Here is a 15,176-nt window from a genome sequence, read left to right as displayed (position 1 = left end):
CCTTCTTCCGCCGTTTACCCTCCGTGCAACTCCCAGCTTCTGTCCGATGAAAGTTCTCAAATTTGGCGGCACGTCCGTCGGTACCGCCGAGCGGATGCGCGCCCTGCCCACCCTGATTCAAGGCCCCGGGCGGCGCATCGTGGTGCTGTCGGCCATGTCGGGTACTACCAACGCGCTGGTTAGTATTGCCCGCCTGCTCTACGAGGGCGAAACCACCGCTGCCACCTACCAGATCGAGATTCTGCGCCAGCACTACCTCATCGTGGCCCGCGAGCTGCTGCCCGAGCCGGCCGTGGCCAGCGAAGCCATCCAGCACCTCGACGCCTCGTTCAAGAGCATCTTCGGGCTGACGCGCAACCCGCTGTCGGCGGCCGGGGAGCGGCTGATTCTGGCCCAGGGCGAGCTGCTGAGCACCCTGCTGTTTCACCGCTACTACACCGGGATGCTGGGCGAAAAAGCCACCCTGCTGCCCGCGCTGGACTTCATGCGCCTCGACCAGAACGACGAGCCCGACGCCGACTATATCGCGCAGCACCTGGCTACCGTTCTGGCTCCCTACTCCGCCGAGCAGCTGTTCATCACTCAGGGCTACATCTGCCGCAATGCCCAGGGCGACATCGACAACCTCAAGCGCGGCGGCTCCGACTACTCCGCTTCCCTGATCGGGGCCGCGGCCCAGGCCGATGAAATCCAGATCTGGACCGACATCGACGGGCTGCACAACAACGACCCGCGGGTGGTGAAAGGCACGTATCCGATTCGGGAGCTGTCGTTCGACGAGGCCGCCGAGCTGGCGTATTTCGGAGCCAAGATTCTGCATCCCAGCTCCATCCTGCCCGCCGCCCGGCACGGCATTCCGGTGCGCCTGCTCAACACCATGCAGCCCGAAGCCCCCGGCACGCTGATTTCCGACAAAACCGGCACTGAGGCCATCAAGGCCGTGGCAGCCAAGGATGGGCTGGTGGCCATCAAGGTGAAGTCGAGCCGGATGCTGCTGGCCCACGGCTTTCTGCGCAGTCTGTTCGAGGTATTCGAGCGCCACCGCACCTCCATCGACATGATTACGACCTCGGAAGTGGCCGTGTCGCTCACCATCGACGACGCCACGCACTTACCCGAAATCCTGGAGGAGCTGCGCGGCTTCGGCACCGTGGAGGTGGATGAGAACCAGACCATCGTGTGTCTGGTGGGCAACCTGATTCAGGCCGACCACGGCTCGGCCCGGCTCGTGTTCAACGCCCTGCAGGATATTCCGCTGCGCATGATTTCCTACGGCGGCTCGCCCAACAACATCAGCATCCTGATCAACACCGCCGACAAAGCCCGCGCCCTGCACGTACTGAACGAAGGCCTGTTCCGGCAGCCCGCCGCCCAGTCGCAGATGGCCGAAACGCACTAGGGTCGGCAGGCGGCCCCGCGCGTCCTGCTCATTGCTCATTGCTCATTGCTCATTGCTCATTGAAAAGAATGTCCTTTCCCCTTCCGGCGGACGCCACCACGCGCGACACGCCCTTTTACCTCTACGACCTTGGCCTGCTGGCCCGGACGCTAACCGCCGTGCAGCAGGCCGCCAGGCCGCGCGATATTCAGGTGCATTACGCCCTCAAGGCCAACGCCAACGTGCCCATCCTGAACCTGGTCCGCCAGCACGGCCTGGGGGCCGACTGCGTGAGCGGGGCCGAAGTGCAGCGGGCCCTGGACACCGGCTTCGCGCCCGGTCACATCGTGTTTGCGGGCGTGGGCAAGTCGGACGCGGAAATCCGGCGGGCCCTGGCGGCGGACATCTGGTGCTTCAATGCCGAATCGGCCGAGGAGCTGGTGGTGCTGAATGAGCTGGCCGGGGCCCAGGGCCGCCGGGCCCGGGTGGCGCTGCGCATCAACCCCAACGTGGATGCCCACACCCACCACTACATCACCACGGGCCTGGAGGCCAACAAGTTTGGCATCAGCCTGCCGGATCTGGGGGCCGTTATCGACCAGCTCGGTACGCTGCCGCACCTGGAGCTGGTGGGGCTGCACGCCCACATCGGCTCCCAGATTACCGACCTGGGGGTTTTCGCCGAGCTGAGCCGCAAGCTGAATGAGCTGCAAACCTGGCTCGAAAGCCGCGGCCACCACCTGCCCCACCTCAACGTGGGCGGCGGCCTGGGCATCGACTACTATGCGCCCGACGCCAACCCGATTCCGGACTTTGAGGCCTACTTCCGGGTGTTTGAGCAGCACCTCGTGCGCCGGCCCAATCAGCGGGTTCACGTCGAGCTGGGCCGGGCCATTGTGGGGCAGAGCGGGGCGCTGGTGAGTCGGGTTTTGTACGTCAAACGCAGCCAGCAAACCAATTTCGCCATCCTCGACGCGGGCATGACCGAGCTGATCCGGCCGGCGCTCTACGACAGCTTCCACCTGATTCAGAACCTGAGCAGTCAGGGCTCCCGGTACCTCTACGACGTAGTAGGCCCCATCTGCGAGTCGTCGGACACGTTTGGGCGGGAAGTGGCCCTGCCCGAAACCAAGCGGGGCGACCTGGTGGTTATCCGCTCCACGGGCGCCTACGGCGAGGTAATGGCCTCCAACTATAACCTGCGGGAGAAAGCCGAGGCCGTGTATATCGGGTAGCCCAACCCCCGGCCCCGCTCCCCGGGCGCGGGGTCATCGCCAAACGCTGTAGTAGATAGTCCAGGGGCCGATTCGCTCCTGCTGCGGGAAGTAAGGCAGCATCCAGGCCCGGAACGGCTCCAGCTCGCCTTTCACAACCAGCACGGGGTGTTGGGCCAGCAAGCTTTTCAGGTAGGGCTGCTGGGTTGAATCGTTAACATCGACCAGCAGCCGGTGCCAGCTGTTGGGAACCTCAAACTGGGTTTCGCGCCTTGCCTGATGATTGTCGTGCTGGAGCGTAATGGGTAATTGGTCCAGCTCGAAAGCCAACGACGGCAGCAGCTCATCATAGACCAGCACGAGGCCCTGGTCCAGGTGCCGGGTGCGCAGCCACTCCGCCAGGGGCCTGGTGCTGTTGCCGGCCAGCTCATTCTGCCGCAGGATGGGCTTAACGGTAAGCAGCAAAGTAGCGGTGAAAATGACGGCGGTGACCAGCAACCGCGGGGCTACCCGCACCTCGTCCCAGAGGGCGTGCTGCAGTACCAGCAGAATGATTCCGGCCGCCGGCCCCAGGGCGACGCCGGGGCTTACGGCCACCGGCACGGGCAGCATCCCGACAAATACCGGCAGCAGACACAGCGCCGCCAGCACCAGCCCGTAGAAGCCCCCGATGCCGATGTACCAGCGGTTTAGCGCGGCATCGGTCAGCCGACCCAGATAGTACACCGTGAGCAACGCCACGCCCGGAAAGATGGGCAGCACGTAGAGCAGCAGCTTGGAGCCGGAGAGCGAGAAGAACCCCAGCGGCAGCAGCACCCAGAAAAGCAGCACGTTGCGCCAGGCCCGGGGCAGGTCGGCCCAGCCCGTCCGGATGGCCTGCGTGATAAGCGCCACCGACCACGGCAGGCTGGTAGCCGGGGCCAGCACCAGGTAAAACCACCAGGGCTTCGAGCGGCCGAAGGTTTCGGGGTTGGCAAACCGCTCCACGGTGTGCTGAAACAGGAAGTACCGGATGAAAGCCGGGTTTTCGGCCATCAGATACAGATACCAGCTCAGCCCCAGCAGGGCAAACAGGCCCAACCCGAGCAGATGATGCCCGGTAAAAGGCCGACGAACCTGCTTTTCACGGAAATAAAACCCCGCAATGGCCATCAGCGGCAGCACGAAGCCCACCGGGCCTTTGGTGAGAAAGGCCAGCCCCAGCCCTCCCCAGAACAGGTAGAGCCAGCGCCGCCCGCCGTCGTGATAGTAGCGCAGGATGCCGTAGGTGGCGGTCAGCTCCAGCGTCTGCAGGTAAACGTCCGTGGTCACGTTCAAAGCCGAAATCAGCACCACGGGCAGCGTACCGTAGACCACGGCGGCGGCCAGGGCGCGGCCCCGGTCCTGGGCGAACAGCAGCAGGCCCAGGCCATATACTAATCCAATCTGCCCCAGCACCGCCAGCACCGGTAGCAGCCGCACGCCCAACGCCGTGGGGCCGGCCAGCGCCAGCCCCGCCGCCGTGAGCCAATAGGTGAGCGGGGGCTTATGGAAGTGCTGAATGCCGAGCAGGCGCGGGTGCAGCCAGTCGTGGCCGGTCAGCATTTCGCGGCCTATTTCGGCGTAGCGGGCCTCACTGCTTTCCAGCACGCCCCAGCTGCCGAGGCCCACAAAGAGGCTCGCACCCAGCACCAGCACAAACAACCACAGCCAGAAACGGGACGAAATAGAAGCCGGCATACGGAGCGGAGCAAGGAAGGACGACCGCAAAGCTACCACAAAGCCCCGCTTTCCGCCGCCTCGCCCCACCCTAGGGCACCCGGCTCCACACTTCGCCGGTAATGCTTTCCATGCGCACGATGCCCGCGTGCCGGTCATACTGCAGCCGGTACACGTGGGTAGTGCGGTTGACGAACGGGTAGGTGCACAGGCCGGCACGGCGGGTGGGCACCTCCATCGTCAGCACGGCCGGATACGTCTGGCCGCCCACGGTAAGCGGGGTGAGCGGGGCGCGGTTCAGGTCGGGCGGGAAGTTCAGCACCTCGCACTGCACGCCGTCGGTAATGGTTTCGGGGCCGATGTAGTCGTACCAGAAGCCCTGGGCCATGAGCGTGGCCGCGGCCGACTCGGTGGTGCGGGCCTTGGTGAAGGTAACTACGCCCACCTGCTGCACCGAGTCGGTACGCTCCAGATACATGGCCCATTCGTCGTAGTAGAACTCCCGGGCAATGCCGCCCAGCAGTGTGGTGCTGATCGAAGCAAGGTGGGCACGCTCCTCCACCTTGCCCACCCGGAAGTGGCGGCGCGTGCCAGCCTGATTTTCAAACGTCAGCTCGTCGCCGGGCCGGGCGGTGAGCCAGGCGCGGTCCTGCGCGTCGAAGCGGTAGTAGGTCGGCTCCGGGGTTTCTTTTTCCTCGCAGCTGGTCAACCCGGCCCCCAGGCCGAACAAACAGATAAGTAGCGTCAGGGGGCATTTCATAAAACGAATCGGTTGGTAGCAGGAGGTGAGGGAATTCAGCAGGTCCAAATATAGCCGCCCCCGCCGGCGTCTCCCAACCCCATTTGCGGGCTTTTCAGACCTAAATCCCGCCGAAACCATCCTGTAACCATGTGCAAATAAGATATTTGAACCCAAAGCATTAGACTTCTTCGGCGAATCGGCACCCAACCCGGCCCCATAACTTCTGCGGCCGCCCGGGGTTGTTTCCTCACATGCCGATCTGACTCTCCCGCCAATGAAAATTCTGCTCACGGGTGCCAATGGCTACATCGGCCGCCGCCTGCTGCCGCTGCTGGTTGAAGCCGGGCACGACGTAGTTTGCCTCGTGCGCGACCCGCGCCGTTTCGAGCTGCCGGAGCGGTTGCAGGGCTGCGTGCAGGTAGTGCAGGCCGACTTGCTACAGCCGGCCTCGCTAACGGCCCTCCCCACGGATCTGGACGCGGCCTACTACCTGGTCCACTCCATGAGCGGCCACGACCGGGACTTTTTCCGGGCCGAGCAGCAGTCGGCGCAGAATTTCACGGCCTACCTCGACCGCACCACCGCCAGGCAGGTTATCTACCTCAGCGGCATTGCCAACGACCGGGCCCTGTCGGCCCACCTCCGCTCCCGCAAGGCGGTAGAAAAAGTATTGCACAAGGCGCAACGGGCCCAGCTTACGGTGTTGCGGGCCAGCATCATTATCGGCTCGGGCTCCGCTTCGTTCGAGATTATCCGGGATCTGGTGGAAAAACTGCCCGTGATGGTGACGCCCCGCTGGCTGAACTCGCGCTGCCAGCCCATCGGCATCCGCGACGTGATGCACTACCTCACGGCCGTACTCGACAACCCGGTTTGCCTGGGGCAGAACTTCGACATCGGCGGCCCCGACGTGCTGACCTACAAGCAGATGCTACTCGGCCTGGCGGCCGAGCGCGGCTACCGGCGCTACATCGTCACGGTACCGGTGCTCACGCCGCGGCTGTCGTCGTGGTGGCTGTTTCTGGTCACGCGCACCACGTTTTCGCTGGCCCAGAGCCTGGTGGAAAGTCTGCGCAACGACACCATCGTGGCCACCAAGCGCAGCATCGACCAGGTGCTGCGGCACCCGTGCATGACGTATGCCGAAGCACTGGCCCTGGCCTTCACCCGTATCGAGCAGAACGAAGTTATCAGCAGCTGGAGCGACGCGTTGAGCAGCGGGGTGATGGAGCAGAACTACATGGACTTCGTCCAGATTCCCCAGCACGGCATGCTCACCGACCGCCAGACCCTGACCTTCACCCGGCCCCCGGAGGATGTGGTGCGCAACATCTGGAGCATCGGCGGTCAGCGGGGCTGGTATAAGGTCGACTGGCTCTGGCGCCTGCGCGGACTCATGGACAAGGCCGTGGGCGGCGTGGGTCTGCGCCGGGGCCGCCGCTCCCCCACCGACCTGCGCGCCGGCGAACCGCTCGACTTCTGGCGGGTGCTGGTCGCCGACCGCGCCGGCCGGCGCCTGCTGCTCTATGCCGAAATGAAGCTTCCCGGCGAAGCCTGGCTGCAATTCCGCATCCTGGCCAACGACGACGGCACCCACACGCTGGAACAGCTGGCTGCGTTTCGGCCCCGCGGGCTGGCGGGCCGGCTGTACTGGTACTCGCTGGTCCCGTTTCACTTTGTTATTTTCAAGGGCATGGTGGAAAATATCGTGCAGTATGGCAACCCGGCAGCGGTGGCACCCGGCGTATCGGCGTAACCGACAAGAGGCAGCCCAACGCTGTTGCCCGGTTCAGGCAGGTGCTGACCAGCTCTTCGGGGAAGCCGCGAAACCAGTTTATTCCCCGCCAAAAACAATCATATCGATATAAACGTGTGCAGCCCAAGGCCCTGCAACATCTGCCATTTCAGACATAATCATATTTTATCCAGCTACTTACGACCCGCAAAGTCAAAACAGAAAGTCTAACGGCCACAAATTATGGTCAGGCTTTTTAGTATTCTTGGGATAAGTTCGGGACAACGACACGCCTGGCCAGCGGCGGCGGTACTCCCGCGCCAGAGGTGGGCCGTGATTTACGCTGGCAGTTAATTATCGATGACGAATTTTCTACTTCCTCTCCCGTTGCGCTGGGCCGTACCGGCTGATTCCGGGTACGATTTCTATACCCTGTTCTACGTGCTGGCATTTGCCCTGAATCTGGTCCTGCTGGTTTGGGAAGGGCATCGGCGAAACTACCCCATGCGTACCTGGCTGGTGCTGCTGGCCTGCACTACGCTCACCTTTATTCTGGGCACCAAGCTGCTGGCGTTGTCGGGCCCGGAGTGGTCAGCGCTGCTGAGCACGGGACAGTGGCCGGACTCGGAAGCCCGCACGGTGCTGGGCGGGGCCCTGGCCGGCACCCTGACGCTGCTGGCGCTGCGGCGCTCCTTTGGCTTCAGCTGGCACGTATTCGATGCCTTTACGCTGCCCATGTGCGCGGCCTTGGCGGTACAGTGCGTGGGGTGCGTGCTGACGGGCTGCTGCTTTGGCGAACCGACCGCTGGCAGCTGGGGCCTCACCTACGCTCCCCATACGCTTCCCTACGTTTGGCAGGCGTACCGGGGGCTGATTCCGGTTGGGGCGGCCCAGTCGCTGCCCGTGCATCCCACGCAGCTGTACTCGCTGGCGCTGTGCGCGGCCGTAGCAACGGTACTGCTGCTCACCCGGCACCGGGCCTGGCCCGGCGGTAGTCGTCGGCTGCTGCACTTGGGCCTGCTGCTGACCGGACGCTTCCTCATTGAGTTCTGGCGCGACCCGGCCGGCGAGCAGGTGGGCGCGGCCTTGCACACGCATGGTGGCATGGCGCTGAAACAGGTGCAATGGGCACTGCTGCTGCTGGCTCCGCTGGCGTTGGGCGGGTGGGGCTGGCTGCTGCACCGCGCCCGGCTTGCGGCACTACCGCCCGAGCAGATTCCGGGGCCAAACCCCGGGCGCAACCTGCTGGCGGTGGCCGCCCTGCTGGCCCTCACGGCCTGGCTGGGACCTTTCGCTCTTACTTTACCCGAAATATTGGTGGTGAAGACGTTGCTTCTGACGGTAGTGGTGCTCGAAAGCGGCGCCCTGCTGCTGGGCGCCGCCGATGCCACCCGCCCGGCCCGCGTAGCGCTGCCCCTGGGCCTGGCCTGCGTGGTGCTGGTGCTGACCAGCCAGGCCCCGGCTGATTCCGCTCAATCCGATAATTCGGCCTACTTCTCTTTCACGCCCGGCGTGGTGGCCGGCCGCTACGATGAGGACGTCAGCTACACGCCCAGCGGCGGCTGTTCCGGGTCGGGCGGAACCCCCGTCCGGGCCGGCTACTACCACCGCTACCAGGCAATAGGTGGCGATTTTGCTTACACCCGGCCCAGTCGGCACACCCCCGGGCGCACCACCTACGGCATCGGCATCTGGAGTGGCCGCGAATATGTGAACGCGCAGCCGCTGCTGCCGGGCGGGCCTTTCCTGACCGCCAACGCCAACGACGGCCCGCGCTACCCGTTGTTCGACGTGAACCCCTACATCGAGCGCGACCGGCTCCGCAGCGGTGGTTTCGGCTATGGGCTACGCGTGGGGCTGCACGTGGGCGAGCTGGCACACCTTGCCCCGGAGTCGGCGCTGCCGGAGCTGCGCCGCGTCAGCATCCAGCCCGACGTAAAGCTTTGGCTGGGCCAGCGCAGCACCCTGTTTGTTCAGGCCGATTATGGCAACGGGCCGCTGGGGCTGGGGAATGCTACCGGCCGGCTGGCGCTGGGCTCCGGCCTGGGCTCCGACTGGAACCGCTCCGTACTGGGTGGCGTGGCCCTGGCCCGGCACACGCCGGGTTCAGCGATGGGCTTTCTGAGCGCCAGCTTTCCGCTGGGCGCTACGGGTTTGTGGCTGGAGCCCTACGGCGCTACCAACTTCAGTCGCCACCGGCAGGCAGTGCTGCGGCTGCAATACCGGCTGAAAACGTCTAAATAGCTACCCAACGGTTCAGTTCAGCCGCCGCGTCAGCCACGTAACCAAGCTAACCACAATACTCACCGGCAGCATCGACGCCAGCGGGGCGTACAACCGGAAGCCCGGCCGCTCGATACGGATGTCGTCGGGCAGGCGGCCAAACCAGCCCAGCAGACGGCCCCCGCCCAGCCAGGTAACGCCGCCAGGTACGCGCAGGCCGAGGCCCGGCACCATCAGTAGCTTGCCGAACCGGGATGTCATCAACGCAGAAATAAGACGGGAGGTAAGCCGGCCGCCTGCGGATATGGGTAGCCGGGCCGGGCCGGAAATATACGCCCAACCGCTGGCGGCGGCCCACCGAAACGCCGCACTTTGGCTCCAGCTCCTGCATATCCTTCCCTTTCCGGCCCCGTATACGTCCACTCCCTTATGGCCCGACGATGCCCCCTTCATTGCTGACTACTTACTGGGACCAGCTGTATGCCCAACGGACGCCCGAGCAGAGCAGCTGGTACCAGCCCTACCCCACCGTTTCGCTGAGTTTGTTCGCCGAAACGGGCCTGCCCTTTGATGCCCCGATCGTAGACGTGGGCTCGGGGTTGTCGCCCTTTCTCAACGAGCTGCTGGCCCAGGGTTACTTCAATCTGATTGCCACCGACTGCAGCGCCACGGCCCTCGACCAGCACTGCCGGGCCCTGCCGTCCGCCCAGGCCGAGCGGGTGCTGTGGGTAGTAGACGACGTAACTGCCTCCGAACACCTGCCCCTGCTGGACCCCGTGCTGCTCTGGCACGACCGGGGCCTGCTGCACACGCTGCGCAGCCCCGCCCAGATTGCTACCTACTGCCGCCTGCTCCACCACATGGTAGATGCCCACGGGTGGGTGCTGCTGGCCGTGCGGGCACCCACCGCGGCCCCGGTTTCGACGCCCGACGCCGGCCTGCTGGTACAGCCCTACACCACCGCCGAAATAGCCGCGCTGCTGGGGCCGAGCTATACGCTGCACACCGCCCGCGAGGAAACGCATCAGCCGCCGCAGGGGGCGCTTCAGCCGTACACGCACGTGCTTTTCCGGCGCAACGATACCCGTCGGGAAGGAAAGTGGTGAGCCGGCTGAGTTTTTTTAGGGCCGACCACTTTCGGGGGACGACACGTAATCCAGCACCAGCTCTACGCCGTTGGCAAGGTAGAGCGTGATGGCTGCGGCCCGCCCGTCGGGCGCGCGCTGCAGGCGCGTGATCAGGGCGCGGGACTGCTCCTGCGGCAGGACCAGCGTGAGGTACGGGCGGCCCAGGCGGGCGTCGCGCTCCACCTGCCAGCCCCCGGCGTGCTGCCCGGCGGTGCCCAGTAGCTGGAGCACACCCGTCGGATAAAGCTGCCACTCTTCCGCCCGGCTAAACACGGTATCGGCCCCCGGCCCCCGCCGACGCTGCCGCCAATGCCCGTGCAGCCACGCGTCGGGGCACGTTTGTAGATTCACGTCGTAGAGTAGCGTTTCCGGCACGGGCAGTAAAATAGGAATCGAACGTAGTTAGCTGGTTGCCGAGCGCAGCCGGGCATTTTCGGCCCGCAGCTGCTCCGCTTCGCGCTCCAGGTCCAGGGTACGGAACGTGACTTTCGTTTCCAGGTCGTCGTAGGCGCGGCGCAGCTCCTGGTTGGCCGTGTGCAGCTCGCTGGTGCGCTCCTGCACCACCGCTTCGAGCTGGGCCGGGGTGCGCAGGCTCAGGGCCCGGGGCAATACCCGTATCAGGGCAAACACCGTTCCCCAGGAAGCCACGGCCGTAAACACCTTCACCAGGGCACTGAGCCGGTACACGGGCAGGTAGAACATCACCGCGTCGAGCAGGTGGGTGCTGCCGCAGGCCACAATGAAAAGGGCAAACAGCCAGAACAGCCGGTCGAAGGGCACGTCGGCGCGCTTGCGGATAAACTGCACCAGCAGGAACGGGATGGCCGCGTAGGCCGCCCATACCAGCAGGTCGGCGATGATGTAGACCCAGCCGTGAAAGTCGGTCCAGCGGCCGCAGTGCCACCGCGGGGGCCAGCCGGCGGGGTCGAGCAGGTGGGTGAAAAACTCCTGCACCTGGGCCCCGAGCGGCATGGTGGCCGGGTCGGGCAGCCCGGCCGGGGCGGGGGCGCCCACGGTCTGGGCGGCGGCCTGCAACGCGACGGCGGAAGTCAGCAAAAGCCCAAAAAAGCGGGAAGCACGCATCTGGTTCAGAAAATATATAGGCAGTGAGCAAAGGCCTCGGTTTTAGCCAGCAGAGCCTTACTCAAGGTAAGGCTGGCGGGGCAGGCAGCAAATATAGGCGGAGGCGCCCTTACCCCAACACCGGTATCGTTTCCCCGGCTGGTATGCTTTGGGCACCGTGCAGCTCCGGGCTCCTTTTTGGCACGGCAGCGGGCGTCCTGCCCATCCCGGCCCGACGGCTGGCAGACGTGTAGCGGCCGGCCCCGCGCCCGTTACCCCGGCTCAAAAACCGGCTCAATCCGGCCCTCCGCGCTGAGCTGCAAGGACGCCGCGTACCGGTCGCCGGTGCGGGCCGACACGAACCCGCGGATGACGCCGGTCTTGCCCTTGCGCAGCAGCTGATTGATCTGCACCTCGCTCAGGGTTTTGCCGCCCCACTCGAAGGGCGCCCGGAACTGGCAGTCCTCGCGGAAGCGGGAGCAGCCCCAGGCAGCTTTGCCCTTCAGCATAGTGCCCAGCTTGCACACGGGGCACGGAATCTGGCCGGGGTCGGCGGCGGTGGTGGGCTTGCTTTCGGCGGCGCGCACCAGCTCCAGCGCGTGCTGCGGGGTGAGGCGCACGGCAGCGTCAAACTTGTTGCCGGCCGCGTCGAAATAGCCCTTGATAACCGGGGTGCGCCCTTTGGTGAGCAACGCGAAAACCTGCTTATCCGTCAGATTCTTGTCCTCGAACCGGGTGGGAAGGCGGAACTGGCAGTTTTCGCGGAAGCGGGAGCAGCCGAACGCCGTTTTACCCTTCAGCACGTGGCCCGCCTTGCAGGCCGGGCAACTGCCCAGGCTGCCGGCAATAGCCGGAGTAGCCGCTACCACGGGCTTAGGGGCCGCGGCCGGCTTGGCCGCCGTGACCTCCGAGACATTGCCGGCCATGGTGATGTAGCGACGCGACCCGTCCTGCTTCACTTCATCCACCATTTCGCGCACCAGGGTTTTGAGCTCATCCAGAAACAGGCCCGAGTCCAGGTTGCCGGCCTCAATCTGGCGCAGCTTCCGCTCCCACTGCCCCGTCAGCTCCGCCGATTTCAGGGTGGGGTTGCGGATCAGGCCGATGAGCTCCACGCCGGTGGGCGTGGGCAGAATACGCTTCTTTTCGCGCCGGATGTAGCCGCGCTTGAACAGCGTTTCGATGATGGCAGCGCGGGTGGAAGGCCGGCCGATGCCGTTTTCCTTCATGGCCTGCCGCATTTCCTCGTCGTCGATATTGCGGCCGGCCGTTTCCATGCCGCGCAGCAGCATGGCCTCGGTGTACTCGCGCGGGGGCTGGGTTACTTTCTGGTCGAGGCGGGGCTTGTGGGGGCCGCTTTCGCCCTTCCCGAACGAAGGCAGCACGGTGCTCACCACGTCGTCGTCGCCTTCGGTGGCGGCTTTGGCGGTGGCGGGGGCCTGCTGGGCCGCCGGGTCGCCGTAGACGATGCGCCAGCCGGGGCTCAGAATCTGACGGCCCCGGACGCGGAACGGATGGCCGGCAGCCTCGGCCGTCACGGTGGTGTTGCTGACTTCGCAGTCGGGATAAAACGCGGCCAGGAAGCGGCGCACGATGATATCATAGACGCTGCTTTCGGTGCCGCCCAGCCCGCCGGCGCTGGCCCCGGTCGGGATGATGGCGTGGTGGTCGGTGACTTTATTGTTGTTGAAAACCTTGGGGCTCTTCTTAATCCTGGCGGCCAGCAGCGGCTGCGTGAGGCCGCTGTACGCCCCCAGGCCTTTCATAATCCCGGCAATCTTGGGATACTGGTCGTCGGGCAAAAAGGTGGTGTCTACCCGCGGGTAGCTGACTACCTTCTTCTCGTAGAGCGCCTGCACGGTTTTGAGCGTGTCCTCGGCCGAGAGGCCCAGCTGGTTGTTGCACTGCACCTGCAGCGAGGTCAGGTCAAACAGCGAGGGTGGCGACTCCAGCGCTTTCTTGATTTCGACGCCCGTCACGGTCAGCGGCACGTCCTTCACGGCGGCCATAGCGGCATCGGCTTCTTCCTGGCTCACGAAGTAGCCCCGGGCTTTCAGGCGGGCCTGCTCGTCGGGCTCATCCTCGTCTTTGCCCTTTTTCAGCGGGGCCACGTGGCTGAACATCGTGCCCCGGTATTCCGTCCGCAAAACCCAGTAGGGCTCGGGCCGGAAGTTCTGGATTTCATGGTAGCGGTCTACCAGCAGGGCTAGCGTGGGCGTCTGCACCCTTCCAATGCTGAGCACCTGCTTCTGGCCGGCGGCATACTTAAGGGTGAACAGACGGGTGGCGTTCAGGCCCAGCAGCCAGTCGCCGGCAGCGCGGCTTTTGCCGGCTTGGTAGAGGTTATCGAACTCCGAGCCCTCGCGCAGGTTGGCGAACCCCTGGCGGATGGCCTCCTCGGTGAGCGACGAAATCCAGAGGCGCTTGAAGGGCTTGCGGTACTTGGCCTCCATCAGCACCCAGCGCTGGATCACCTCGCCCTCCTGCCCGGCGTCGCCGCAGTTCACCACTTCTTCGGCGTTGGCCAGCAGGTTTTTTATCACCGTGAACTGCCGCACTACGCCATCGTCGCGGCGCATGAGCTTGATGCCGAACTGCTCAGGCATCATGGGCAGGTCGTGGATGCTCCAGCGCTTCCACTCGGGGCGGTAGTCTTCCGGCTCGCGCAGCTGGCAGAAGTGCCCGAACGTCCAGGTGACCTGGTAGCCGTTGCCCTCGAAGTAGCCGTCCATCTTGCGGCTGGCCCCGAGTACGTGGGCAATTTCGCGGGCTACGCTGGGCTTTTCGGCAATGCAAACTATCACTGACTTTCGCTGATTATAACGCTGATTTCGCTGATCTGAGTCAGCCGGGAATCAACAAAGATACGGCGCAAAAAGGTCGTTTCCGGCATTGCCGAAACGGGGTAAAACGCGGTATTTCGCGTTTTTACCCCGTTTCGGCAATGCCAACAGACGGCAACCAGCTGAGGCGGATTTCGATAGCCAAGCCAGCTCCCCTACTCCACCATCAGCACAATTTTGCCCGCCACCCGGCCTTCTTCGCTGAGGCGATGCGCCGCGGCGGTTTCGGCCAGCGGGAAGGTTCTGGCGATGATGGGGCGCAGGGTCCCGGCTTGCAGCCAGGCCGAAATCAGGGCCAGATCCATGCCGCGGTTGGCGGCCAGGAACACGCTCATTTTTTTGTCGGAGAAGGCGGCGGCCAGGGTGCCGGTCAGGGTATCTTTGGGCTCGGGAGCGGTGGTTACGTAGCGGCCGTTGCGGCGCAGGGCGGGGCGGGCGGCCAGGTAGCTGCTCTTGCCTACGGCATCGAAAATGAGGTCGTAGCGGCTCAGGTCGTGGGTGAAGTCGTGCTCGTGGTGGTTCAGCACCCGGTCGGCCCCGAGGCCGCGCACCAGTTCCGCGTTGTCGGGGCCGCACACGCCGGTGATTTCGCCCGCGCCGAGGGCTTTGGCGATCTGCACGGCGAAGGTGCCCACGCCGCCCGAGGCCCCGTTGATGAGCACCCGGTCGCCGGAAAGCTGCTGCCCGTGATGATGCAGCCCCTGCAACGCCGTGAGCGCCCCCAGCGGCACGGCCCCGGCTTCGGCAAAGCTCAGCTTTTCGGGGATGAAGGCGAAGTTGCGCTCATCGAGCAGGGCATATTCGGCGTTGGCCCCGCCGATGCCCCCGGCCATGCCATACACCCGGTCGCCGGCTTTGCAGCGCGTCACGGAGTGGCCCACGGCGGCTACCTCGCCGGCCACGTCGCGGCCCGGGATTTTGGGAAAATTCTGCCCCGTGAGCAGCTTCAGGCCGCCGCTGCGAATCTTCCAGTCGACGGGGTTGACGCTGCTGGCCCGTACGCGCACCAGGATCTGGTCGGCTTTGGGCGTGGGCGTGGGCTGCTCGCCGTAGTGGAGCACGTCGGCGGAGCCGTATTGGGGGTAGTAGATGGCGTTCATGGCAGCAGAAGTGGCTTGAACCTGGAGTACGGGAGAAGCGCGACCCGAAGCCGA

General features: G+C 65.1%; 12 protein-coding genes. 5 read left to right on the top strand and 7 right to left on the bottom strand.

Features of this window, described 5'->3' with window-relative positions; all coding sequences use genetic code 11:
* The first annotated feature begins 46 nt into the window (after window positions 1-46).
* The gene (locus ABD833_RS01270; RefSeq protein ID WP_345070443.1) at window positions 47-1,399 is read left to right on the top strand and encodes an aspartate kinase; all 1,353 of its coding nucleotides are present in this window, start codon (window positions 47-49) and stop codon (window positions 1,397-1,399) included.
* 68 nt (window positions 1,400-1,467) lie between these two features.
* Complete coding sequence (gene lysA / locus ABD833_RS01265; protein ID WP_345070442.1) at window positions 1,468-2,613, top strand: diaminopimelate decarboxylase; 1,146 nt, start codon at window positions 1,468-1,470, stop codon at window positions 2,611-2,613.
* A gap of 33 nt (window positions 2,614-2,646) precedes the next feature.
* On the opposite strand, the gene ABD833_RS01260 is transcribed toward lysA, so the two are convergent.
* Window positions 2,647-4,311: an ArnT family glycosyltransferase gene (locus tag ABD833_RS01260; RefSeq protein ID WP_345070441.1), complete on the bottom strand. Its 1,665-nt coding sequence runs from the start codon at window positions 4,309-4,311 to the stop codon at window positions 2,647-2,649.
* A 70-nt stretch (window positions 4,312-4,381) separates the two neighbouring features.
* The gene (locus ABD833_RS01255; RefSeq protein ID WP_345070440.1) at window positions 4,382-5,050 is read right to left on the bottom strand and encodes a hypothetical protein; all 669 of its coding nucleotides are present in this window, start codon (window positions 5,048-5,050) and stop codon (window positions 4,382-4,384) included.
* Window positions 5,051-5,306: 256 nt separating this feature from the next.
* Here ABD833_RS01255 and ABD833_RS01250 point away from each other — a divergent pair, with 256 nt between their 5' ends.
* The gene (locus tag ABD833_RS01250) at window positions 5,307-6,788 is read left to right on the top strand and encodes an SDR family oxidoreductase (protein ID WP_345070439.1); all 1,482 of its coding nucleotides are present in this window, start codon (window positions 5,307-5,309) and stop codon (window positions 6,786-6,788) included.
* Between the two features lie 339 nt (window positions 6,789-7,127).
* On the top strand, window positions 7,128-9,011 hold the full coding sequence (locus ABD833_RS01245; RefSeq protein ID WP_345070438.1) for a prolipoprotein diacylglyceryl transferase family protein: 1,884 nt from the start codon (window positions 7,128-7,130) through the stop codon (window positions 9,009-9,011).
* 12 nt (window positions 9,012-9,023) lie between these two features.
* Here ABD833_RS01245 and ABD833_RS01240 read toward each other — a convergent pair whose 3' ends face one another.
* Window positions 9,024-9,251: a DUF2905 domain-containing protein gene (locus tag ABD833_RS01240; RefSeq protein WP_345070437.1), complete on the bottom strand. Its 228-nt coding sequence runs from the start codon at window positions 9,249-9,251 to the stop codon at window positions 9,024-9,026.
* A 179-nt stretch (window positions 9,252-9,430) separates the two neighbouring features.
* Here ABD833_RS01240 and ABD833_RS01235 point away from each other — a divergent pair, with 179 nt between their 5' ends.
* Entirely contained in the window at window positions 9,431-10,096 is a 666-nt protein-coding gene (locus ABD833_RS01235) for a hypothetical protein (RefSeq protein WP_345070435.1), read from the top strand.
* A gap of 15 nt (window positions 10,097-10,111) precedes the next feature.
* Here the strand turns inward: ABD833_RS01235 and ABD833_RS01230 are convergent, their stop codons facing one another.
* From ABD833_RS01230 to ABD833_RS01215, 4 genes are all read right to left on the bottom strand, one after another.
* Window positions 10,112-10,492, bottom strand: coding sequence for a hypothetical protein (locus ABD833_RS01230; RefSeq protein ID WP_345070433.1), 381 nt, complete (start codon window positions 10,490-10,492; stop codon window positions 10,112-10,114).
* A gap of 27 nt (window positions 10,493-10,519) precedes the next feature.
* On the bottom strand, window positions 10,520-11,200 hold the full coding sequence (locus tag ABD833_RS01225) for a hypothetical protein (protein ID WP_345070432.1): 681 nt from the start codon (window positions 11,198-11,200) through the stop codon (window positions 10,520-10,522).
* Between the two features lie 251 nt (window positions 11,201-11,451).
* Complete coding sequence (locus ABD833_RS01220) at window positions 11,452-13,983, bottom strand: type IA DNA topoisomerase (RefSeq protein WP_345070431.1); 2,532 nt, start codon at window positions 13,981-13,983, stop codon at window positions 11,452-11,454.
* A 194-nt stretch (window positions 13,984-14,177) separates the two neighbouring features.
* Window positions 14,178-15,122 carry an NAD(P)-dependent alcohol dehydrogenase gene (locus ABD833_RS01215; protein ID WP_345070430.1) on the bottom strand — a complete coding sequence of 315 codons (945 nt, stop codon included), beginning with the start codon at window positions 15,120-15,122 and terminating at the stop codon, window positions 14,178-14,180.
* Between the last annotated feature and the right edge of the window lie 54 nt (window positions 15,123-15,176).

The organism is Hymenobacter fastidiosus (assembly GCF_039539565.1).
GTDB lineage: Bacteria > Bacteroidota > Bacteroidia > Cytophagales > Hymenobacteraceae > Hymenobacter > Hymenobacter fastidiosus.
This window is presented reverse-complemented; position numbering and strand designations above follow the sequence as displayed.